Annotated in this window: 18 protein-coding genes and 3 pseudogenes; 10 read left to right on the plus strand and 11 right to left on the minus strand. The window is 73.3% G+C overall.

The features are described 5' to 3' along the window. Position 1 precedes the first annotated feature (1 nt). Together ACZ4UV_RS40110 and ACZ4UV_RS40115 are read right to left on the minus strand one after the other, a co-directional pair. Positions 2-1,114: a sensor histidine kinase gene (locus ACZ4UV_RS40110; RefSeq protein WP_451022337.1), complete on the minus strand. Its 1,113-nt coding sequence runs from the start codon at positions 1,112-1,114 to the stop codon at positions 2-4. Between the two features lies 1 nt (position 1,115). Further along, on the minus strand, positions 1,116-1,880 hold the full coding sequence (locus ACZ4UV_RS40115) for a response regulator transcription factor (RefSeq protein WP_451022336.1): 765 nt from the start codon (positions 1,878-1,880) through the stop codon (positions 1,116-1,118). 115 nt (positions 1,881-1,995) lie between these two features. On the opposite strand from ACZ4UV_RS40115, the gene ACZ4UV_RS40120 reads away from it, so the two are divergent. The 3 genes from ACZ4UV_RS40120 to ACZ4UV_RS40130 all read left to right on the plus strand — a co-directional run bounded on the left by ACZ4UV_RS40120 (position 1,996) and on the right by ACZ4UV_RS40130 (position 4,271). Next, positions 1,996-2,715, plus strand: a complete 720-nt coding sequence (locus tag ACZ4UV_RS40120) for a glycosyltransferase family 2 protein (RefSeq protein ID WP_467844894.1) — start codon at positions 1,996-1,998, stop codon at positions 2,713-2,715. Between the two features lie 222 nt (positions 2,716-2,937). Next, a complete protein-coding gene (locus ACZ4UV_RS40125; protein ID WP_467844897.1) occupies positions 2,938-3,564 on the plus strand; it encodes a TIGR04282 family arsenosugar biosynthesis glycosyltransferase in 627 nt (208 codons plus the stop codon). Next, complete coding sequence (locus ACZ4UV_RS40130) at positions 3,561-4,271, plus strand: class I SAM-dependent methyltransferase (RefSeq protein WP_467844899.1); 711 nt, start codon at positions 3,561-3,563, stop codon at positions 4,269-4,271. Before ACZ4UV_RS40125 ends, ACZ4UV_RS40130 begins: the two co-directional genes overlap by 4 nt. Here the strand turns inward: ACZ4UV_RS40130 and ACZ4UV_RS40135 are convergent. Together ACZ4UV_RS40135 and ACZ4UV_RS40140 are read right to left on the minus strand one after the other, a co-directional pair. Then, positions 4,160-4,651: a hypothetical protein gene (locus ACZ4UV_RS40135; protein ID WP_467844902.1), complete on the minus strand. Its 492-nt coding sequence runs from the start codon at positions 4,649-4,651 to the stop codon at positions 4,160-4,162. The genes ACZ4UV_RS40130 and ACZ4UV_RS40135 overlap by 112 nt on opposite strands. After that, the gene (locus tag ACZ4UV_RS40140) at positions 4,651-5,895 is read right to left on the minus strand and encodes a molybdopterin-dependent oxidoreductase (RefSeq protein ID WP_451020697.1); all 1,245 of its coding nucleotides are present in this window, start codon (positions 5,893-5,895) and stop codon (positions 4,651-4,653) included. Before ACZ4UV_RS40140 ends, ACZ4UV_RS40135 begins: the two co-directional genes overlap by 1 nt. Before the next feature lie 113 nt (positions 5,896-6,008). Between ACZ4UV_RS40140 and ACZ4UV_RS40145 the strand changes: the two genes are divergently transcribed. Continuing rightward, positions 6,009-7,397: a hypothetical protein gene (locus tag ACZ4UV_RS40145; protein ID WP_467844905.1), complete on the plus strand. Its 1,389-nt coding sequence runs from the start codon at positions 6,009-6,011 to the stop codon at positions 7,395-7,397. 64 nt (positions 7,398-7,461) lie between these two features. Here ACZ4UV_RS40145 and ACZ4UV_RS40150 read toward each other — a convergent pair whose 3' ends face one another. Then, positions 7,462-7,950 carry a MarR family winged helix-turn-helix transcriptional regulator gene (locus ACZ4UV_RS40150; protein ID WP_451020699.1) on the minus strand — a complete coding sequence of 163 codons (489 nt, stop codon included), beginning with the start codon at positions 7,948-7,950 and terminating at the stop codon, positions 7,462-7,464. A 111-nt stretch (positions 7,951-8,061) separates the two neighbouring features. Between ACZ4UV_RS40150 and ACZ4UV_RS40155 the strand changes: the two genes are divergently transcribed. After that, positions 8,062-9,135, plus strand: coding sequence for a substrate-binding domain-containing protein (locus tag ACZ4UV_RS40155; RefSeq protein WP_451020700.1), 1,074 nt, complete (start codon positions 8,062-8,064; stop codon positions 9,133-9,135). Between the two features lie 136 nt (positions 9,136-9,271). Next, positions 9,272-10,996 (plus strand): purine-cytosine permease family protein, encoded by a 1,725-nt coding sequence (locus ACZ4UV_RS40160; RefSeq protein WP_467844909.1) that lies wholly within the window; start codon positions 9,272-9,274, stop codon positions 10,994-10,996. Positions 10,997-11,191: 195 nt separating this feature from the next. On the opposite strand, the pseudogene ACZ4UV_RS40165 reads toward ACZ4UV_RS40160, so the two are convergent. After that, positions 11,192-12,247, minus strand: a pseudogene (locus ACZ4UV_RS40165) (NAD(+)/NADH kinase); the annotation flags it as partial. Positions 12,248-12,845: 598 nt separating this feature from the next. Between ACZ4UV_RS40165 and ACZ4UV_RS40170 the strand changes: the two are divergent. Further along, positions 12,846-12,995: pseudogene (locus ACZ4UV_RS40170) on the plus strand (hypothetical protein); the annotation flags it as partial. Positions 12,996-13,141: 146 nt separating this feature from the next. Continuing rightward, positions 13,142-13,318 (plus strand): annotated as a pseudogene (locus ACZ4UV_RS40175) (ATP-binding protein); the annotation flags it as partial. On the opposite strand, the gene ACZ4UV_RS40180 reads toward ACZ4UV_RS40175, so the two are convergent. From ACZ4UV_RS40180 to ACZ4UV_RS40190, 3 genes are read right to left on the minus strand one after another with little or no spacing between them, the layout of a single operon-like run. Then, positions 13,305-14,345: a serine/threonine-protein kinase gene (locus ACZ4UV_RS40180; RefSeq protein ID WP_451020702.1), complete on the minus strand. Its 1,041-nt coding sequence runs from the start codon at positions 14,343-14,345 to the stop codon at positions 13,305-13,307. The pseudogene ACZ4UV_RS40175 and the gene ACZ4UV_RS40180 sit on opposite strands and share 14 nt — an antisense overlap. A gap of 56 nt (positions 14,346-14,401) precedes the next feature. After that, positions 14,402-14,821 carry a TIGR03668 family PPOX class F420-dependent oxidoreductase gene (locus ACZ4UV_RS40185; RefSeq protein WP_451020703.1) on the minus strand — a complete coding sequence of 140 codons (420 nt, stop codon included), beginning with the start codon at positions 14,819-14,821 and terminating at the stop codon, positions 14,402-14,404. 17 nt (positions 14,822-14,838) lie between these two features. Continuing rightward, positions 14,839-15,522 (minus strand): phosphoribosyltransferase, encoded by a 684-nt coding sequence (locus ACZ4UV_RS40190; RefSeq protein WP_451020704.1) that lies wholly within the window; start codon positions 15,520-15,522, stop codon positions 14,839-14,841. A gap of 139 nt (positions 15,523-15,661) precedes the next feature. Here ACZ4UV_RS40190 and ACZ4UV_RS40195 point away from each other — a divergent pair, with 139 nt between their 5' ends. Next, positions 15,662-17,416 carry an esterase gene (locus ACZ4UV_RS40195; RefSeq protein ID WP_467844914.1) on the plus strand — a complete coding sequence of 585 codons (1,755 nt, stop codon included), beginning with the start codon at positions 15,662-15,664 and terminating at the stop codon, positions 17,414-17,416. A 66-nt stretch (positions 17,417-17,482) separates the two neighbouring features. Here the strand turns inward: ACZ4UV_RS40195 and ACZ4UV_RS40200 are convergent, their stop codons facing one another. Together ACZ4UV_RS40200 and ACZ4UV_RS40205 are read right to left on the minus strand one after the other, a co-directional pair. After that, positions 17,483-18,679, minus strand: coding sequence for a cytochrome P450 (locus ACZ4UV_RS40200; protein ID WP_467845470.1), 1,197 nt, complete (start codon positions 18,677-18,679; stop codon positions 17,483-17,485). Positions 18,680-18,833: 154 nt separating this feature from the next. Then, positions 18,834-19,856, minus strand: coding sequence for a DUF2278 family protein (locus ACZ4UV_RS40205; protein ID WP_467845473.1), 1,023 nt, complete (start codon positions 19,854-19,856; stop codon positions 18,834-18,836). Between the two features lie 157 nt (positions 19,857-20,013). Here ACZ4UV_RS40205 and ACZ4UV_RS40210 point away from each other — a divergent pair, with 157 nt between their 5' ends. Beyond that, the gene (locus ACZ4UV_RS40210; RefSeq protein WP_451021487.1) at positions 20,014-20,454 is read left to right on the plus strand and encodes an SRPBCC family protein; all 441 of its coding nucleotides are present in this window, start codon (positions 20,014-20,016) and stop codon (positions 20,452-20,454) included. The last annotated feature ends 5 nt before the right edge of the window (positions 20,455-20,459 follow it).

The following is a 20,459-nucleotide window of genomic DNA, read 5'->3' on the forward strand; positions in this document are numbered from 1 at the left end:
GCTACGGCGCCGCCGGGAGGGTGACCTCGAAGCGGCAGCCGCCGGGGATGTTGTGCACGGTGGCCCGGCCCCGGTGGGCCTCGACGATCCCGCGCACGATGGCGAGGCCGAGGCCGGCTCCGGCCGGCGGGGTCCGGGCGTGGGTGCCGCGCCAGCCGGTGTCGAAGACGCGGGGCAGGTCCTCCTCGGGGATGCCGCCGCAGCCGTCCGTGACGGACAGGACGACCGCGCCCTCGGCCGACCGCTCGGCGGCGACCGCGACCGTGCCGTCGGGGGGCGTCCGGCGGATGGCGTTCACCAGCAGGTTGCCCAGCACCCGGCTCATCTCCTTGCCGTCCACCTCGACCGGCACCTGCTCCACCCGGTCGCCGACCAGCCGTACGCCGTACTCGCGGGCCAGCGGGTCGACACCCGCGAGGGCGTCTCCGACGAGGTCGTAGACCGACATCCGGCTCGGGCTCAGCGCGAGGGTGCCCGCGTGGATGCGGGAGAGTTCGAAGAGGTCGCCGACCATGTCGTTGAGGCGCTCGACCTCGGTGCGGATCTGCTTGTGATAGCGGTCGGGGTCGGTGGCGACGCCGTCCTCCAGGGCCTCCGACATGGCACGCAGACCGGCCAGCGGGGTGCGCAGGTCGTGCGAGATCCAGGCGACGAGTTCCCGGCGTGAGGTCTCCAACGCCCGCTCCCGCTCCCGGGACTCGGCGAGTTTCGCGCTCGTCGCCGCCAGTTCGCGGCTCACCTCGGCCAGTTCGGCGGTGGCCGGGACCGGCGGTGCGGCGAAGTCGCCGTCCTCGCCGAACGAGCGTGCCGCGAGGACGAGTTCACGGCTGCGGGCGACGACCCAGCGGCCCAGTACGAGTGCGGTCGCGAGGGACACCACGGCCGCCATCGCGACGACCGTGGTCACCACCGACAGGTCGTGCGGGGAGAGGAACATCGCCCAGGCGACGGCCAGGGTGCCGGCGAGCATCGCGACCACGCCGACGGCGGCGACCACGGTGAGGGACGCGGTCAGCGAGCGGCGCCGCAGCAGGCGCAGCGCGGCCGCACCGAGCAGTCCGGTGCCGGCGGCGCCGGCGAAGGCGTACAGGGCGATGAGGAAGGTGTCGCGCATGTCAGGCCGCCCCTTCCCGGCCACCCTGATCGTCCTGGTGGTGCTCCCCGTTCGGCTCGAAGCGGTAGCCGACGCCCCACACCGTCTGGATCAGCCGTGGCCGGGCCGGATCGTCCTCGACCTTGGCGCGCAGCCGGCGGACATGGACCGTGACGGTGGACAGGTCGCCGAAGTCCCAGCCCCACACCGCGCGCATCAGGTCCTCCCTGCCGTACGCCCGTCCCGGGTTCTGCAGGAAGAAGGCGAGGAGGTCGAACTCGCGCAGGGTGAGGGCGAGTTCGGCGCCGTCCTTGGTGGCGCGGCGGGCACCGGGGTCGAGGGTGAGTCCGGCGGACGAGAAGGACCGGTCGGCGGGGGCGGGGCGGCTGCGGCGCAGCACCGACTCCACCCGCAGGACCAGTTCCCGGGGGCTGAAGGGCTTGGTGACGTAGTCGTCGGCGCCGACCTCCAGTCCGAGGATGCGGTCGTCCTCGTCGCCGCGTGCGGTGAGCATGATGACCGGGACGGGGGCGTGGCCGCGCAGCCGCCGGCAGACCTCCAGGCCGTCCATGCCGGGCAGCATCAGGTCGAGCACGACCAGGTCGGGCCAGTGGGCGGCGGCGCGGGTCAGGGCGGTGGGACCGTCGCCGGCGTGGTCGACCAGGTACCCGGCGCGGTCCAGGTACCCGGAGACGATCTCGGCGACGGTCGGATCGTCGTCCACGACCAGGATCCGGGCGGCACCGGCGGTGGCCCCGGCCTCGGTGGACTCGTACGGCTGCTGCATGCCTCCACCCTCGCACCGTGCCGTCGGGGGTGTCGCGGCCGAGAGTGGGCCCGGGGTGCGACGTCCGCGTTTCGTAAGCAGTCGAGGCCCGGTATGCCCGGTTCGCGTTCGTAGGGTGAAGGCCGTGACCACCTCACCTTCTTCCCCCTTCCCGGCGACGGACGTGGACGTCGTCCTGCCCTGTCTGAACGAGGCGGAGGCCCTGCCCTGGGTGCTCGGCCGGATCCCGCCGGGCTGGCGGGCCCTCGTGGTGGACAACGGCTCCACCGACGGCTCGGCGGACATCGCCCGGGCGTACGGGGCGACCGTCGTCCACGAGGCGCGGCGCGGCTTCGGCGCGGCGTGCCATGCGGGGCTGACCGCGGCGACCGCCGGCATCGTCTGCTTCTGCGACTGCGACGCCTCGCTGGACCCGGGGCTTCTCGTGCCGTTCGTGCGGGAAGTCCTCGACGGCGAGGCGGACTTGGTGCTCGGCCGCCGGCGTCCGCAGGGGCGGGGTGCGTGGCCCGCGCACGCCCGCGCGGGGAATCTGGCGCTGGCGCGGATGCTGCGGCGCCGCACGGGACTGTGCCTGCACGACCTCGGTCCGCTGCGGGCCGCTCGCCGCGAGGGGCTGCTCGCGCTGTCGCTCGACGACCGGCGCAGCGGCTATCCGCTGCAGATGGTCGTGCGCGCCGCCGACGCGGGGTGGCGGATCACCGAGCATGAGGTGGCGTACCTGCCGCGCACCGGTACGTCCAAGGTGACGGGGACCTGGCGTGGCACCTTTCAGGCGGTGCGGGACATGAGCCGGGTGCTGAAGGAACGACCTCGGGTGCCGGCCGGTGGGGGCTGATCGCGCAGTTCCTCCCCCAGCCTTCGGCCGGGGGTGCCCCCAGCGCCCCTGAAGGGGCGCTGTAGTCAGTCAGCCACACAGCTGCGGGCAGGCGTGCCGCAGGGCGGCACGGGTGGGCGCTGGGGGTCCCCCGGCCGAAGGCTGGGGGGACCCGGCAAGCGCCGGTGAGCGTCCCCGCCCCCACCTCAGCCCCCACCCACCCGCACCACCCAAGGACCCCCCATGACCACCCTCCTCGTCATCGCCAAGGAACCCCGCCCCGGCAGGGTCAAGACCCGGCTCACCCCGCCCTTCTCCCCCGCGCAGGCGGCCGCCCTCGCCGAGGCCTCGCTCGCCGACACCCTGGACGCCGTCGCCGCGGCCCCCGCCGCCCGCCGGATCCTGGTCCTGGACGGCGCCCCCGGCCCCTGGCTGCCGCCCGGCTTCGACGTCGTACCGCAGTGCGCCGGCGGGCTGGACGAGCGGCTCGCCGACGCGTTCGCCCGCTGCTCGGGCCCCGCCCTCCTCATCGGCATGGACACCCCGCAGGTCACCCCGGCCCTCCTCACCGTGGACTTCGCGGAGTGCGACGCGTACTTCGGTGGAGCCGAGGACGGCGGGTTCTGGGCGCTGGGGCTGGCCGACCCGGACCCGGCGCTGCTGCGCGGGGTGCCGATGTCCGCGCCGCACACCGGCGCCGTCCAGCGCCAACGTCTCGTCGGCGCCGGGCTGCGGGTGTGCGACCTGCCCCGGCTGCGGGACGTGGACACCGCGGCCGACGCGGCCGCCGTCGCCGCCCTCGTCCCGCACGGCCGGTTCGCCGCCCTGCTGTCCCGGTGCACGGCGCACTGCGGAACGGAGCGCCGATGACCACCTCGCCGGCCGTCCCCTGGACCGGCGCCGACCCCTACGCCGCCGCCCTGCGCGCCGGGCACGGCCCGCTGTTCCTGCGCCGCAAGGACGGCTGGTTGCTACCCCTGGACGTCGAGCGGTGGTGCGCGCGGGCCGACCCGGTCGACCGGGCCGTCCTCGACCGCTGCGAGGGCGCGGTCCTGGACGTCGGCTGCGGCCCCGGGCGGCTGGTCGCGGAACTCGCCGCCCGGGGCCGTACCGTCCTCGGCATCGACGTCAGCGCGGCCGCCGTGGACCACTCCGTGCGGCTCGGCGGCCAGGCCCTGCGCCGCTCGGTCTTCGAGCCGCTGCCCGGCGAGGGCCGCTGGGGCACCGTCCTGCTCATGGACGGCAACGTCGGGATCGGCGGCGACCCGCACGCCCTGCTCGGCCGGGTGGCCGGGCTCCTCGCCCCCGGTGGACTACTGATCGCCGAGACCGCGCCGGTGGACGTCGACGAACGCGCCGACGTCCACCTCACCGACGCCCAGGAGGCCGTCGGCGCCCCCTTCCGCTGGGCGCGGCTCGGCACCCCGGCCCTGCTGCGGTACGCGCGGGGCTGGGAGACGGAGGCTCAGTGGGCGACCGGCGGGCGCCGCTTCGTCGCCCTGCGCAGCCGCCGCGCCAGCAGGAGCGCCGAGCCGCCGAAGAGCACCGCGGTGATCAGCAGCCAGCGGGCCAGGTAGCCGTCCGTGGAGAGGCCGGTGGCCGACCGGTAGTGCCCGGCCACCATCCCGCTGATCAGCGGGAACCACACCAGCAGGAGCAGCGCGGAGAGCGCGGCCGGGACCCGGACGTACATCGTCCTCCCCCGCTGCCCGAAAGGCGTGGGCGGTACCCCCACCCGGCGCCCGGCGACGCCCAGCCCCCGCGCCACGGCCCGGTCGGCCAGCGCGTACAGCGGCAGCAGGACCAGGTCGTGCAGCAGCGCCGCCCCCACCACCCACAGCACCACGCCGAGCCAGTCGCCGGACAGCAGCCGAAGGCCGGCGTAGGCGGCGAGCGCGAACGAGCAGGCCAGGAGAAGGATCTGCAGGGGGCTGCCGATGACAAGGCGCGGGCGCATCACAGGTCTCCGAAGGTCATCCGGGCCACCCACTTGGTGTTGAGGACACCGGGTGCGGCGGGCACGATCACGCGCGCCGGGTAGCCGTGGTCGGGGGACAGGTCATCGCCGTTCACCTGGAGGGCGAGCAGGGAGCGCGGGTCGGCGACCTGGTTGGCGCGCAGGGCCCCGCGGCGGAAGGCGCCGTGCCGCTGGAGCGACTCGACGAGCACGTCCGGCGGGGCGGTGCCGTAGCCGACCAGTGCGGCGAGGTCGCGCAGCCGCACCCCGCGCCACCACTGGTCGGCGGTCGACCAGCCCTCGACGCAGGCGATCGGCAGCGCGGCGCTGTACTGGGGCATTCGGAGCAGCTCGGCGCGGCTGAGGCGGACCGTCCGGCCGTCGCGTCCGGTGACGACGAGCCGCCATGCCTCGTCCCCGGTCTCCGACGCGCCGATCCCGGCGTACGCGGCCGTCTTGTTGATCTGGAAGCCGTTCGGCCCGCTGCCCGGGTCGGCTCCGCCGTGCGGTGCGAGCAGCGCGGTGCGGCGCCATACTCCCCCGATGCTCTGCCCGGCCGTCGTGACGAGCAGCAGCAGGGACGCGCCGCCCACGAACCACAGCGCCCCGCGCCGGGAGACGGTGGGCGCGTCCGGCCGGGGGGTCTCCAACTCTCCTTCGTCCCGGTGCCGTTGGCGTTCCCGGACCGCCCGCAGCGCCGTCGGCGTCTTCAGTGCCGCGTGCGCCACGAACGCGGCGAAGAACACCCAGGCACCGTAGAAGTGCAGGGGGTAGAAGGAGCCTGGGAAGACGTAGTCGAGCTGGACGTTGAGGACGCCGGTCGTGAACTCGAAGAGGCCGCCGCCGACCAGCAGCAGCAGCGAGACCCGTTCCAGGGCGTGGGCCACCGAGCGGGCCGGGGGCAGCGTGAACAGCTTCGGCACCACCGACCACAGCTTGGCGAGCAGCACCGGGATCAGGGCGATGCCGAGGGTGACGTGCAGGCCCTGGGTGACCCGGTAGAGCCAGTACGGGTTCGTCGGCCAGGAGAAGAGGTAGAAGCCGAGGACGCCCTTGTCCGGGGTCTGGTCGTTCACCGGGGCCAGGTCCGGGTTGTACGCGGCGTACGACACCAGTCCCGTCACGAACAGCACGGTGATGCCGACGAGCAGCACCAGGCCGAGCACCGAGGTGAACCAGGTGCCGCGCAGCGGGCTGCGCCAGAAGCCGGGTGAGGTGGGGAGCCGTGGATCGTCGGGTCTCATGGTCCGACCGTAGGCCGGGGAAATCCCCAAAACGGGTGCGCGACCCATGACGAAAGTCTGACGTCAGCCGCCTGATGCAGGGTTCGGCGCGGTCGCCGACCTAGCGTTCCGGTGTGACCCGCGCTCCGCACCGTGATCGGCCCGCCGATCTCTCCGCCGATCCGTCCGCCGATCCCGCCGGCCGCTTCGCCGATCTGCTCGCCGTCCTCGCCGCCGCCCTGCTGGTGCTCGCCGCCGTGCTGGTCGGCCGGCATCTCCAGGACGCCTACCGCAACCTGTTCGTGCACTGGCCGCCGCTGTTCGCCGACTGGGACCCGCACGTCGGCCCGGGCACCCCGGCCGCCGTGCTGGTCGCGGCCGCCGTGGTGGCGTACGGGCCGAACCTGGCCGTACGGCTGCCCTGGCGCGGGCTGCTGGGCGCGGCCTGGGGCGCCTGTCTGGCCTGGACGTGGTCGCTGGCGCTGGTCGACGGCTGGCAGCGGGGCGTGGCGGGCCGGCTCACCAGCCCGAACGAGTACCTGACGGTCGTCTCCCGCTTCCACGACATCCCGGCGACCCTGCGGGACTTCACCCACCACATCGTCAGCGGCACCCCGGCGCCCTGGCCGGCCCACATCGCCGGGCACCCGCCGGCGGCCACGCTCACTTTCGTCCTCCTGGACCGGATCGGGCTGCACGGCGGCGGCTGGGCGGGCGCCTGGTGCATCACGGCCGGTTCGACGGCCTGTGTCGCCGTGCTGGTCGCGGTGCGGGCCCTGGCCGACGAGCGGCTCGCCCGGCGGGCCGCGCCGTTCCTGGTCATGGCCCCGGCCGCGGTGTGGGTGGGCGCCTCGGCGGACGGGTACTTCGCGGCGGTCGCCGCCTGGACGGTGGCCCTGCTGGCACTCGCGGTGACCGGCCGGTCCGTGGCCTGGGCGGCGGGTGCGGGGCTGCTGTTCGGGCTGACCTGCTACCTGTCGTACGGCCTGACGCTCTTCGCGCTGATCGGGGCGGCGGTGCTGGTGCTCGGCCGGCGCCGGGTCCGGGCCCGCCCTGTCGTCCTCGCGCTGCTGGTGGCGGGGGCGGCGGTCGTCCCGCTCGTGTTCACCCTGGCCGGGTTCGACTGGTGGCAGGGGTACCGGCTGCTGGTCACCCGCTACTACCAGGGGATCGGCGGGACCCGGCCGTACGGCTACTGGGTGTGGGCCAACCTGGCCTGCACGGTGGTCATCACGGGTCCGGCGACGGTGGCCGGGCTGCGGCGGGCGGGTGCCGTGCCGGTCCGCCGCCGAACCGCGCCGGTCGCGGAGAAACGGCTCGCGTTCCTCGTGGGCGCCGCCCTGCTGGCCCTGCTGCTCGCCGACCTGTCCGGGATGAGCAAGGCGGAGACGGAGCGCATCTGGCTGCCGTTCGCGATGTGGCTGCTGTCGGCCTGCGCGTTCCTGCCCCGGCCGCGCGCCTGGCTCACGGCGCAGGCACTGCTCGGGCTGCTGCTGAACCATCTGCTGTTCACCGGCTGGTGACCGCCGGCCTGATCCCGCAGGCCTGGCCTCCGGCGTACCGGCGCGTCCCGCCGCGGCGATACGGCTACGGGAGGACTGACGGCCCCGGGCCGGCCGCCCGGACCTCGGTTGCCCGGACCTCGGCTGTCCGGACCTCGGCCGCCGCCGAGAGCTGCGCGAGGAGACTCGCCAGGGCCGCCCCGTCGCCGACCTCTTCGAGCAGCCGGGCCTGGTCGCCGTGGACCCGGCGGGCGGCACGGCCGTGGAGGTCCTCGCCGCGCGGGGTGAGGTGGAGCAGGACGCGGCGGCGGTCGTGCGGGTCGGGGCGGCGGTGGACGAGGTTGTCCGCGACCATGCGGTCGACGAGCTTGGTCAGGCTGGGCGCCGGCATCAGGGCGTGCTCGGCGATCTCGGACATCGGGTGCCCCCGGCCGTCCCCGACGAGCGACAGGACCCGCCACTCCTCGACCGTGCAGTCCTCCTCGGCCAGCACCGCGGCCAGCCGCCGCACGACCCGCCGCTCGGCATGGCTGAGGAGGTGGGCGAGGTCCGGCGAGGAGGGTACGGACGGCATTGCCGGTGTCCTTCCGGTAGGTCTACTGTGCGCGCAGAATACGAGTCTTGGCGACGGCGCCGGGGCCCGGGACCGGAATCCGCGTTCCCCATGCCCGCACGGAGGTGGCCGATGCGTCCGGCGCCGCCGAGCGACGGGAGTGGCACGCTGCTCCTCGCCCTGGTCGTGCCGCTGCAGGGGCCGGCGGGGGTCCTCGGGCCGTCGTGCGAGTCGGCCGCGCGGCTGGCCGTGGAGGAACTGAACGCCGCGGGCGGGGTGTTGGGCCGGGAGGTCCGGCTGGTCACCGTGGACGGCGGGGCGCCGCCGGCCCTGGTGGCGGCCGAGGTCGGGGCGCTGGTCTCGCTGGGCGCCGTGGACGGGGTGGTGGGCTGGCACACCTCGGCGGTACGGCAGGCGCTGCTGCCCCGGATCGCGGGCCGGGTGCCGTACGTCTACACCGCGCAGTACGAGGGCGGCGAGCGGACTCCCGGTGTCTTCCTGACCGGTGAGACCGACGTCGCCCAACTGCTGCCCGCGATGCGGCTGCTGGCGGAGGCGGCCGGGGTGCGGCGCTGGTGCACGGTGGGCAACGACTACGTGTGGCCCCGAGTGACCGCGCGCACGGCACGGTCGTACGCGCGGGAGTGCGGCGGGCGGGTGCGGGACGAGGTGTTCGTGCCGCTGGGGACGGAGGGCTTCGCCGCGGTGCTGCGCCGGATCGAGCGGTGCGAGGCGGACGCGGTGCTGATGCTGCTGGTGGGCGCGGACGCGGCCCGCTTCAACCGGGCGTTCGCCGGGTACGGGCTGCACCAGCGGTGCCTTCGGCTGAGCACCCACATGGACGAGAACATCCTGCTGGCCACCGGCGCGGACGGCACCGACGGGCTCTGGGCGGCGGCCGGTTTCTTCGAGACCCTCGCGACCGCCGAGAGCCTCGACTTCGGCGCCCGCCACGCGGCCCGGTTCGGTGTGCACGCCCCGGTGGTGGGGAGCCTCGGCGAGTCCTGCTTCGAGGGGGTGCGGCTGCTGGCGGCCCTGGCCGAGCAGGCCCGGTCGCTGGACGTGCGGGCGATGTGCGCGGTCGGGGACGCGGTGTCGTACGAGGGGCCGCGGGGCGTCGTACGGCTGCGCGGCAACCATCTCGCCCAACGGCTGTACCTGGCGCGGGCGGACGCCTTCGACTTCCACGTCGTCGCTCAGCTCTGAGCCCAACTCGCCCACAGCGCCCATTACTTCCCATGGGAAGTATCAAGCTTTGTCTTTTAAAGCAGGTGAAACGTTCGGGAAACAGGGCGCCGCGACTCTTCCGTGCAAACGACCGGGGACGAGAGAGGGAAGAGTCGTGACGGAGATCGTCGGAAAAGAGGCGCCGCCGGCCGTGGCGGACGGCGGGGCGGGCAGCGGCACGCCCGGTGGCACGGACAGCAGGCGGACCTACAACGACTGGGCGCAGAACGACACGCTGGAGGACTACTCGCTGCGGTACGCGCCGAAGTCCTTCCGGCGCTGGACCCCCTACGTGGTCGCCACCACCGCGCTGGGCGGCATCGCCTATCTCGCGGACTTCGCCATCGGCGGTTCGATCGCCATCTCCAACGGCTTCTCCAGTGCGCTGGTGGCGATCCTGACCGCGGCCGTGGTCATCTTCCTCACCGGCATCCCGATCTCGTACTACTCGGCCAAGTACTCCATCGACATGGACCTGTTGACCCGGGGCGCGGGCTTCGGCTACCTCGGCTCGACGCTCACCTCGGTCATCTACGCCAGCTTCACGTTCATCTTCTTCGCCCTCGAAGGCTCGATCATGGCGCAGGCCCTGGAGCTGGGCCTGCACATCCCGCTGGCCGTCGGGTACCTGATCTGCTCGGTCATCATCCTGCCGCTGGTCATCTACGGCATGACCGCGCTGTCGAAGATGCAGGTGTGGACGCAGCCGGTCTGGCTGGTGCTGATGGTCGCGCCGTTCGTGTCCATCGCGATCCAGGAGCCGGGCAAGTTCTCGGAGTTCACGCACTTCGCGGGCAACTCGCCGACCGGGTCGAGCATCAGCATGCTCGGGGTGGGCGCGGGTGCGGGCGTCGCGCTGTCGCTGATCGCGCAGATCGGTGAGCAGGTCGACTACCTGCGGTTCATGCCGGACAAGACGCCGGAGAACGGCCGGAAGTGGTGGGGCGCGGTGCTCTCCGCCGGTCCGGGGTGGGTGGTGCTCGGGGCCGCCAAGCAGATCGGCGGCGCGTTCCTCGCCTTCTACATCGCCGGCAGTGTGGGCCTCGCCAAGGCGAACGAGCCGATCCAGCAGTACGTATCGGGCTTCAAGACGTTCGCGGCGCCGGTCGCGCTCGGTCTCGCCACGTTCTTCGTGATCCTCTCCCAGATAAAGATCAACTCGACGAACGCGTACTCCGGTTCGCTGTCCTGGTCGAACTTCTTCTCGCGGCTGACGCACCGTCACCCCGGGCGCGTGGTCTACATCTTCCTCAACGTCGGCATCGCCCTGGCCCTGATGGAGGGCGGTGTCTTCGGCTTCCTCAACACCGTGCTGGGCTTCTACTCCAACGTGGCGATCGCCTGGATCGGCGCGGTCGTCGCCGACCTGGTCATCAACAAGCCGCTGAAGCTGAGCCCGTCGTACATCGAGTTCAAGCGGGCCCACCTGTACAACTTCAACCCGGTCGGCTTCGGCTCGATGCTGATCGCGTCGGCGGTCTCGATCGCCGCGTACTTCAACGCGTTCGGGGAGTACGGCAAGGCGTACTCGCCGTTCATCGCGCTGTTCCTGGCGATGGTGCTCTCGCCGCTGTTCGCGGTGCTGACCAAGGGGAAGTACTACATCGCCCGCGTCGACGACCTCGCGGAGCCGCTGCTCGGCCCGGACGGGCTGCCGTCGGCGGCCACGCTGACCTGCACGGTGTGCGCGACCGGCTTCGAGCGGCCGGACGTGGCGGGCTGCCCGTTCCACTCCGGTGCGATCTGCTCGCTGTGCTGCAGCCTGGAGAAGGACTGCCACGACTCCTGCAAGACCGGCCCGGTCGCGCTCGCCATGCCGACGGTGCGGCCCGCGGACTGACCGGTACCCCCGTCCACCGCTCCGGCTCGCACCCTGTCGCGCGGGCCGGAGCTCCTGTCCCCAGGTGTCCCCAGGCCGTCAGGGGTTCTCGTCGCCTTCCTGCCCATGACGCGGCAAGGCCGACTTTTCCAGCTTTGCCTGCGCGGGGCCGACACCGTCCCTCCAGTCGGCGCACGGTTCTTTCGCATCGATGTAGTCCGCCGCCATGAGCGGCAGGGAGATATGGGCCATGTCGCCGGGCGGGGGCGTGCGCAACGACCACAGAGGGGCGGGGGTGCCGTCGGCGACCGCGGCCGGGGCGTCGGTCAGGTTCATGCGCTCGCGCAGGCGGCCGTAGAAGTCCATCGCGGCGAGCCGGACCACCCGCAGCCGGGTCGGGGCGGCGTACACGCCGATCCAGTCCCCCGGCTCCAGGACGCCCCGCACCTGGCCGTCGACGCTGACCGCGGCCTGTCCCGAGCGTTCCAGGACGCGCAGGCCGACCGCTTCGTTCGGAGCGGTGACGACCGAGCGGTTGAACGTCATGTGCGGGGCGACCGGGGTGAAGACGAGGGCCTCCGCGCACGGCGAGACGACGGGGCCGCCGGCGGCGAAGCTGTACGCGGTCGAGCCGGTCGGCGTCGCCACCAGCAGCGCGTCGGCGGAGTAGGAGGCGAGCAGCCGGCCGGAGACGTAGACGCCGACGGAGACCTGGCGGTCCCGGGACAACTTCTCCAGGACGATGTCGTTGACCGCGGCGACGTGCAGCGGGACACCCCAGTCGGTGTCCTGCTCGCAGTCCGTGCGGACCTGGGGCGGCGGGAGCAGCGGCCCGCGGCCGTACTGCATCAGCCGCTCCATGTCGGCCGGCACCTCCAGGCGCCGGGAGGCGCGCATCGTCAGGAGCAGACGGCTGTCGACGGTGTAGCGGTCCTCGCGGATCGCGTCCAGCGCCTCCCGCACCGAGCAGACCGGCACCTCGGTCAGGAAGCCGACCCGGCCCAGGTCTACGCCGAGGACCAGCGCGTCGTTGCGGGCGGCGAGCCGGGCGCCGCGCAGGAAGGTGCCGTCCCCGCCGAGGGTGACGATCAGGTCGGGATCGCCGGCGGCCGCGACCTCCTCCCCGGAGTGGTGCCGTCCGCCGTCGTGCCACACGTCGATGTCCGTGCACCGCACGTCGTGCTCCGCGGCCCACGCCCGTACCGCACAGGCCGCTTCCACCGCCTCCGCACGCCCGCCGTGCACCACCAGTCCGAGCCCGTTCACCGTCATCTCCGCCTCCAGGACACCACTGTGCTCAGCCGCTGCTCCCACGCTGTCACGACGCGGGCGGATCTGTCGGGCGGAGGCGGGATCACAGCCCCAGGGAGATGGCCGGCCGGGTGAGCTCGGGTCCTGGAGGGCGCCGGACCGCAGGAGATCCGTCTCCATCTGGATCCGGCCGCCCCGGAGCGCACCTGGCACGCGGGGCTCACGCCGCTGACGGACCCGGGCGGCCAGGTGCGGGCGGTGGCCCTGACGGCCGACGCCGACGTGTCCCAGCAGCTGACACGGCGCCGGATGCTGCTGCTGGGCGACGCCGGGATACGCATCGGCACCGGCTCCGACGTGCAGCGCACCGCGCGGGAGCTGACCGAGGTCGCCGTCCCCGACTTCGCCGACGTGTGCGCCGTGGACCTGCTGGACGCTCCCCCGCGTGCGGACGAGGTCGCCCGGGGGCACCCGGCGCCGGGCCGCCGTGCGGTCGCTGCCCGACGGGCCGCCGCTCCCCGGGCCCTCCGGGGAGGTGCTGCGCTGCCCGCCGTGGTCGCCGTCCGGCCGGTGCCTGGCCGAGGGGCGGGGCACGGTGTACCCGTGCGGCGACGAGGTCGTGAGCCGCTGGGCGCGGGAGGATCCGCAGGCCGCCGCGTGGGTCGGGGAGAGCGGGGCGCACGCGATGCTGGCGGTGCCGCTCAGGGCGGGCGACGTCACCTTCGGCGTGGCGCTCTTCGGACGGAACCGGCGGACCGACCCGTTCGACGCGGACGACCTGTGGCTGGCCGAACAGCTCGCGGCGCGCACGGCCACCAGCATCCAGAGGGCCGCACGCGCCCAGCGGCAGCACACCACCACCATGACGCTGCAGCGCCGCCTGCTCCCGCAGACCCTGCCGGAGCAGGCGGCCCCCTCACCTGCGAGGTCTTCGACTCCAGCAACACCGCCCCGCACATGCGGCGGGCCCACACCTACGACGAGGGGGGACGCGGACTCCTCCTGGTCGGCCAGCTGACCCGGCGCTGGGGCACCCGGCACGGCGGCACCGGCAAGACCGTCTGGGCCGAGCAGTACCTCACCGAGGACTGAGGCGGCCGGGACCCGGCCGCCCGCGGAACACCGGGCGGGCCCAGGCGGGCGGCTGCGGGGTGTCCGGGGCCGCCCGGCCGACGGTCGGGGTGCGGACGACGTCACGGCCGACGGTCGGGGTGCGGACGACGTCACGGCCGACGGTCGGGGCCCCGTCGGCGTCACGGTGGACGGCGGGCTCCCCGGCCTGACCGGGGCCGTACGCGGCGCACCGCAGCGCCGACACGAACTCCAGGCAGGAGCCGTACCGGTCCTCGGGGACCTTGGCCAGCGCCCTGGCGAACACGCCGTCGAACGCCGGCGGCAGCCCCGCCCGCACCTCGCTCAGCGCGGGCGGGGCGTCGTACTGGTGCGCCCACAGCAGCGCGATGTCCTCGTCCCGGACGAACGGCGGACCGCCGGCGAGCATCTCGAAGACCACGCAGGCGAAACTGTAGAGATCGCAGCGGCCGTCCACCGGGCGCCCCGAGATCTGCTCCGGCGCCACGTAGTCCAGCGTGCCGACGAACTCGCCGACCGTCGTGAACCCGGTCAGCGACAGCGACTTCTTGGTGAGCCCGAAGTCCGTGAGGTAGACGTGCTCGGGGTGCTCGCTGTCCGTGCCCCGCGCCACCAGCACGTTGCCGGGCTTCACGTCCCGGTGCACCAGATCGTGCTCGTGCGCCGCGTCGAGCGCCGAGGCGACCTGGGCGGCGATCCGCAGCGCCGCGTCCACCGGCAGCACGCCCTCCTCGTCCAGCAGGGCGCGCAGATCAGGCCCCGACACGTACCGCATCGCGATGTACAGCACGCCGTCCGTCTCGCCGGCTTCGAAGATCGGCACGATGTGCGGGTGGTCTATGGCGGCGGCGACCCGTGACTCGTGGGTGAAACGGCGGCGGAAGGTGTCGTTGCGCGCCATCTCGGGGGCCAGCAGCTTCAGGGCGACGGTCCGGTCCAGACGCAGGTCCTTGGCACGGTAGACGACGGCCATGCCGCCGCGCCCGATCTCGCCCTGGACCTCGTAGCCCGCGATGCGCGTCGCCATCGCTCACATCGTATCCAGTGGGTAGGCGGCCCGCGAGAAGGTCACGTTCGGGCAGCTCACGGGGGCGCCGCCCGCCAGCCGGTCCAGCGCGTCACGGTCACGAGAACGACCGGGCCGGCCGGAGGGTGTTCCCGGTACTGCGGGTATTTCGCGCTCAGCGGCCCGACGAGCGCCGCGTCGGCGGGAACCACCCTCGCCTCGCCGTCCGCCCGGACCCACCACAGGTGGTCCCAGTTCTCGTCGTACGCGTCCGCGAGCAGGCACACGGACGGCTGCGCGGCGATGTTGCGCAGCCGCTTGAGGCCGGTCGTGGTCTTGGGTTTGTGGTCCACGGCGGTGACGATCCCGTCGGCGCCGTGGCGGGCGAAGACGACCGGCACCAGATGGGGGCGGCCGTTCGCGTCCACGGTCGCGAGCCGTGCCACCCGGGCCGCGGCGAACCGGCGTCGTGCCTCGCCCTCGGCCAGTTCCGGCACCGCGCGCCCCGTCCCGGTCAGGCCCGGCGCAGCGCGTCGAGCACGTCGTCGTCCGTCAGTTGCCCGAAGTCGTCGTACCACTGCCCGACCGCGCTGAACACGGCCGGGCGGTACGGACAGACGACCAGGTCGGCCTCGGCGGCGAGCGCGTCCAGGGAGTCGGGCGCGCCGACCGGGACCGCCAGTACGGTCCGCGCGGGGCCCCGGCCCCGCACGTGGCGCAGCGCGGCGCGGGCGGTGGAGCCGGTGGCGAGGCCGTCGTCGACGACGAGCACGGTACGGCCGCGCAGTGCGGGCGGTGGCCGTCCCTCGCGGTAGCGGCGCTCGCGGCGGCGCAGTTCCTGCCGCTCCCGCTCGACGACCGGGGCGAGGGAGTCCTCGCTCAGGTCCAGGTGGGCCAGGGTCGCCCGGTCCAGGAGCGGCGGGTCGTCCCCGGCGATCGCGCCGACGCCGAACTCCTCGTGGTGCGGGGCGCCGATCTTGCGTACGACGAGCACGTCGAGCGGGGCCGGAAGCTCGCGCGCCACCTCGGCGGCGACGGCCACACCGCCCCGGGGCAGCGCCAGCACGATCGGGTCGGGCAGGGCACCCTCGTCGCGCAACTCGGCCAGCACGGCGGCGAGTTCGCGGCCCGCGTGAGCGCGGTCCCGGTAGCGCACGGTTCGTCCTCCCCGGGCGAGGTCGGGGTCTCCTCCCTCCATGCTCACACCCGGAGGCGCCGAAGGCCGAGCCACGCCTTCTAACAAAATAATCATCGAAATTGTCAACAATCTCTGGGCGTCTTCCCTACAGTCAGGGACTCGAGTGACCACGCAACCCGCTGCACAAGGAGGTCCACGGGTGGAGATCAACCGCAGAACCGTTGTCCGGGGCGCGGCAGCCATGGCCGCGTTCGGAATCGCCGAGGGCGCGGCAGGCACGGCCTTCGCCGGTACCTCGTCGCCGGACGGCTCGTCGAGCACGTCCACGGCGAGCTCGGCGTACTCGCTGGAGTTCGATTCCACCGCCTGGTCGTACGACGCGGCCAACGACGTGTACTACCAGCTCGGGAAGGTGTACGTCGCCAACCCGGCCACGACGGACTACGAGAACCTGTCGATCTACGTTCCGGGCGCCTACCTGAGGGCCACCGCGAACAGTGACGGGACCACGTACACCGCGACGGTCGACCCGAAGGGGACCGTCGGCGCGTACTCGGGACGCACCGCGCCGATCGTGATCCCGGTCAACACCCCCGGCTACGCCGCGCAGAAGCCGGCCACGTCCTACAGCTACAGCAGCGTCTCGCAGTACCTGAAGGCCGGGCACATCTACGTGTGGCCGGGCCTGCGCGGCCGGGACGGCTCGACCGGCACCCGCTCCGACGCCGCCCCCTGGGGCGTGACCGACCTCAAGGCCGCGGTCCGCTTCCTGCGGTACAACCGGAGCGTCCTGCCCGGCAGCACGGACGACATCGTCCTGTTCGGCATGAGCGGCGGCGGCGCCCAGGGCACCGTGGCGGGCGCGTCCGGTGACAGCCCCCTGTACCACCCGTACCTGCGCACGATCGGCGCGGCGATGGCGGACGCCCACGGCCGGCCCCTCAGCGACGCGGTCGCAGGCGTCATGGCCTGGTGCCCGATCACCAGCCTGCACGAGGCCAACCTGTCCTACGAGTGGAACATGGGCCAGTTCGCCTCGACCGGCACGCGCGCGTCCGGCACCTGGACCAGCGCCTACTCGACGGACCTCGCGAAGGCCTGGCCCAGGTACGTCAACCGCCTGGGACTGCGTGACGAGCGGGGCAGGCGCCTGAAGCTGACCGAGTCCGCCGGCGGCGTCCACCTGGCCGGCAGCTACTACGACCACCTGATCGAGGTGATCACCACCTCGCTGAACAACTTCCTGTCCGACAACACCTTCCCGTACACCGTCACGACGATGGGCGGCCCGCCCGGATCGGGCCAGACGGGATCCTCGACCACGTACGAGACGGTCGACGACTACATCGCCTACCTCAACACCGACAGCACCTGGGTCACCTACGACGCCGCCACCAACACCGCCACGGTGTCCGGCCTGGAGGGCTTCGCCAGGAGCCAGAAGACCGCGAGCAAGCCGGTCGGCGCCTTCGACGGGTACTCCCGCGGCCAGACCGAGAACGGCGTCTTCGCGATGGGGCTCGACGCCCCGGCGCACTTCGCGCCGCTCACCCGCGACGTCGTCAAGGCGAACGAGTCGACGTACACCACCTACTCCGGCTGGAGCTCCGACTACGGCTCCGCGGCGTACGACAGCGACTTCGCCAAGAAGGACAGCGTCGGCAAGGACATGGCCTGGCGGGCCGACGCGTACAACCCGCTGTACTACCTCTCGCCCGCCTTCGGCGGCTACCGCCGTTCGCAGGTGGCGCGCCACTGGCGCATCCGCACCGGCATCATGCAGGGCGACACCGCCAACACCACCGAGATCAACATCCGGCTGGCCCTGCTGAACTACGGCATCCGCGACGTCGACTTCGCCACCGTCTGGGCCCAGGGACACACCATGGCCGAGCGCACCGGCGATTCGACGACGAACTTCATCGACTGGGTGGAGTCCGTCACCGGGAAGTGACCACCGGAGCGGCCCGGGCGGCTGCGCCACGGGGGACTCCGCCCGGTGCCGAACCCCGGACGCCACCTAGGACACGGCCCAGGCGAGGTGCAGCTCCTCGGGCGAGCGGTGGATCATCGTCGGCCGCATGGTGACCGGACGCCCCTCCGCGAGCCGCAGGCCCGGCAGCCGGCCGGTCAGCTCCTCCACTGTGATGCGGAGTTGCTCGCGGGCCAGTTGGGCGCCGACACAGGCGTGGGCGCCGAAGCCGAAGGCGAGGTGGCGGGCGGGGGCGGTCCGGGTGATGTCGAACGTGTCGGGGCGGGGGTGCCGGGAGGCATCCCGGTTGGCCGCGCCGAAGGCGACGAACAGGGAGGCACCGGCCGGGAGTTCGGTGCCGGCGAGGGTGACCGGACGGGTGGTGACCCGGCGGAAGCCCTGGAGCGCGCCGTCGTAGCGGGCCGCCTCCTCCACGGCCGCGGGGATCAGCTCCGGTTGCCGGCAGAGCAGTTCCCACTGGTCCCGGTGGCTCAGCAGGTGCAGGACGGTGGTACCGATCAGCGCGGTGGTGGTCAGGTGCCCGGCGATCAACAGGTTCTGGAGGTGGGCGACGGCCTCGTGGCGCTGTTCCAGGGGGAGTTCGGCGTGGCCGGGTTCGGCCACGGAGGCGACGATCTCCGTGGCCAGGTCCTCGCGGGGGCGGGAGTAGCGGTCCCGGGCGCAGCGGTCGAGAACGTGCTGCATGGCGACGACGTCCTCGGCGGCGGCGATCTGCGCGGCCTCCGGCAGCGGCCGGAACAGCAGCTCCTCGGCACGGCGCCCGCCGTGCACGACCAGGGGCACGTCGGCGGGGTCGAGTCCGACGAGCCTGCCGATGACCTCGCCGGGCAGCCGCATGGCGTAGGCCGACATCAGTTCCACCCCGCCGTCCGCCGCGAACCCGTCGACGAGGGCGGCGGCGCGCTCACGGGCGTACGGCACGGCCGCCGCGATCCGGGAGGGTGAGAGTGCGCGCAGCAGCGGCGCGCGCAACTGCTGGTGCCGTTCGCCGTCCGAGGTGACCACGACCGGCGGGCCGCCGAAGCCGCCGCCGAGCACGGCGAGTGCGGCGGGCGAGGGCATGACGTCCGGCCGTAACGCGTTCGCCGACGAGAACTCCTCGGTGCGGCGCAGCACTTCGCGGACGTCGGCGTCCCGGGCGACCAGCCAGGCGTCGAGTTCGGGCACCCGCACGAGCCCCTCCGCCGCCCGCGCCCGCGCGTAGAGCGGGTAGGGCTCGCGCATCAGGTCGTCGAGTCTGTCGTGTGCGTCGTGCTTGTCGTGTGCGTCGTGCCTGTCGTGCAGTTCGTGTTCCACGTGACGCCCCCGGGACGACAACGACGGCGGTACGGACCGCGCTCATCGTGCCGTACCGCCGTGCGTTCCCGACAGAGCCGGGTCAGAAAACGACCCACCACCCTTCGCGGGCCGCCTGCTCGGCCGTGTACGACACGCCGTGCGCCTTGAGGCCGGCGGCGTCGAGGAGGGTGATCTCGCCGCCGCGGTTGCCGAGCCGGGCGCCGTCGGACAGCGGCACGGCGAGGGTGGCGCCGGCGACCAGCGGACCGGCCGGTACCGGGGAGGCCTGGCCGATGCGGTTGAGCAGGCGCCAGCCGGTGAGGTCGACCGGCGCGGGCGAGGCGTTGAGGAGGGTGACGGTCTCCACCTCGGGGGTGGGGCCGGGCGGGTTGACGAGCGCGGCGACGACCCGGACCGGCTGCTCGCCTGGGGCGGGCCGGGAGGTGTCGACGTCGGGAAGGGTGTGGCCGGTGACGTCGTCGGTGTGCCAGGCCTGGCTCTGGAAGGCGAGGAAGATCCCGACCCAGCGATCCCGGTTCCCGTCCTCGCCCGGGAGGCGAATGAGGAGACCGCCGTCCTGCCACACCCCGTCGTCGCCGGTGAAGCGGCCGCTGTTGCCCTGGTTCATATGGATGTCGTGCACGCCGTTGCCGGGCAGGAAGCCGAACACCTTGTCCTTGACGCCGGTTTCGGGCCCCCAGCGCTCGCCGAAGAGGTACAGCCGGACGCGGGGGTCGTCGACGGCCCGCCGGACGTAGTGGTCGAGCAGGTCGGCCAGGTCGTTGTCGGGGCCGGGACGGTCCGCCGGCAGGACGCGCAGCTTCGCCGGGTCGAAGAGATTGCCGCGCACGAAGTCGAGGTTGGGTCCGCCGGGACCCGGCGGCAGCGTGTTCCAGCCGCCGGCCAGTCCCTCCAGCCGGGCGGTGATGGGGTGCTTGAAGTCGTCGTCGACGAGGTAGAGCAGGTCGGCGGGCTTCTGCTGGGACAGGACGTTGACGGCGGCACGGTAGTGGACGCCGGCGTCGTCCATGAGGTGGATCTGGTAGTGCGGGGTCTCGGCGGCGCCCTCGCGCCGGACGCCGACAGCCCTCGTGATCAGTACGCCATAGGTCTTCAACGGCATGATGACCAACTCCCCGTAAAAGCAGGCGGTTTGCCCGCCCATGGCGGAAATCGTACGGGCCCGGAACCGGTTGCGGTCCGGGTTGGACGATTCTGTCGGTCCTGCGAACGGTCGGGGCGTGCCCCGTTTCCGGTGGCCGGTTCCCTACGATCGTGCCGTGGTCAACTTCCTCCTCCAGCGGACGGCTCCGCTCCCGATCGACGAGGCATGGCGCCGGCTCACGGAGTGGTCCCGGCATGCCGACGTAGTTCCGCTGACCCGGATCACCGTGCTCACCGATCCCCCGACCCACGAGGGCACGGTCTTCGTGGCGCGCTCCGGTCTCGGACCGCTGTCCTTCGAGGATCCCATGGAGGTGACCGTCTGGCATCCTCCCGAGGACGGCGGCCCCGGCCGGTGCCGGCTCGTCAAGCACGGCCGGGTGGTGCTCGGCTGGGCCGAACTGGCGGTGCACCCCGGCCCCGGCGGCCGTACCCGGGTGGTCTGGCACGAGGAGCTGCGGATCCGGGGGCTGCCGTCGCTTTTCGACCCCCTGGTGCGCAGGGCCTCCCGGGCCGTGTTCGGGCGCGCGGTCAACTCGCTCCTCCGGCGGCCCTGACCGCG

The sequence above is a fragment of the Streptomyces sp. NPDC028289 genome (assembly GCF_055565975.1).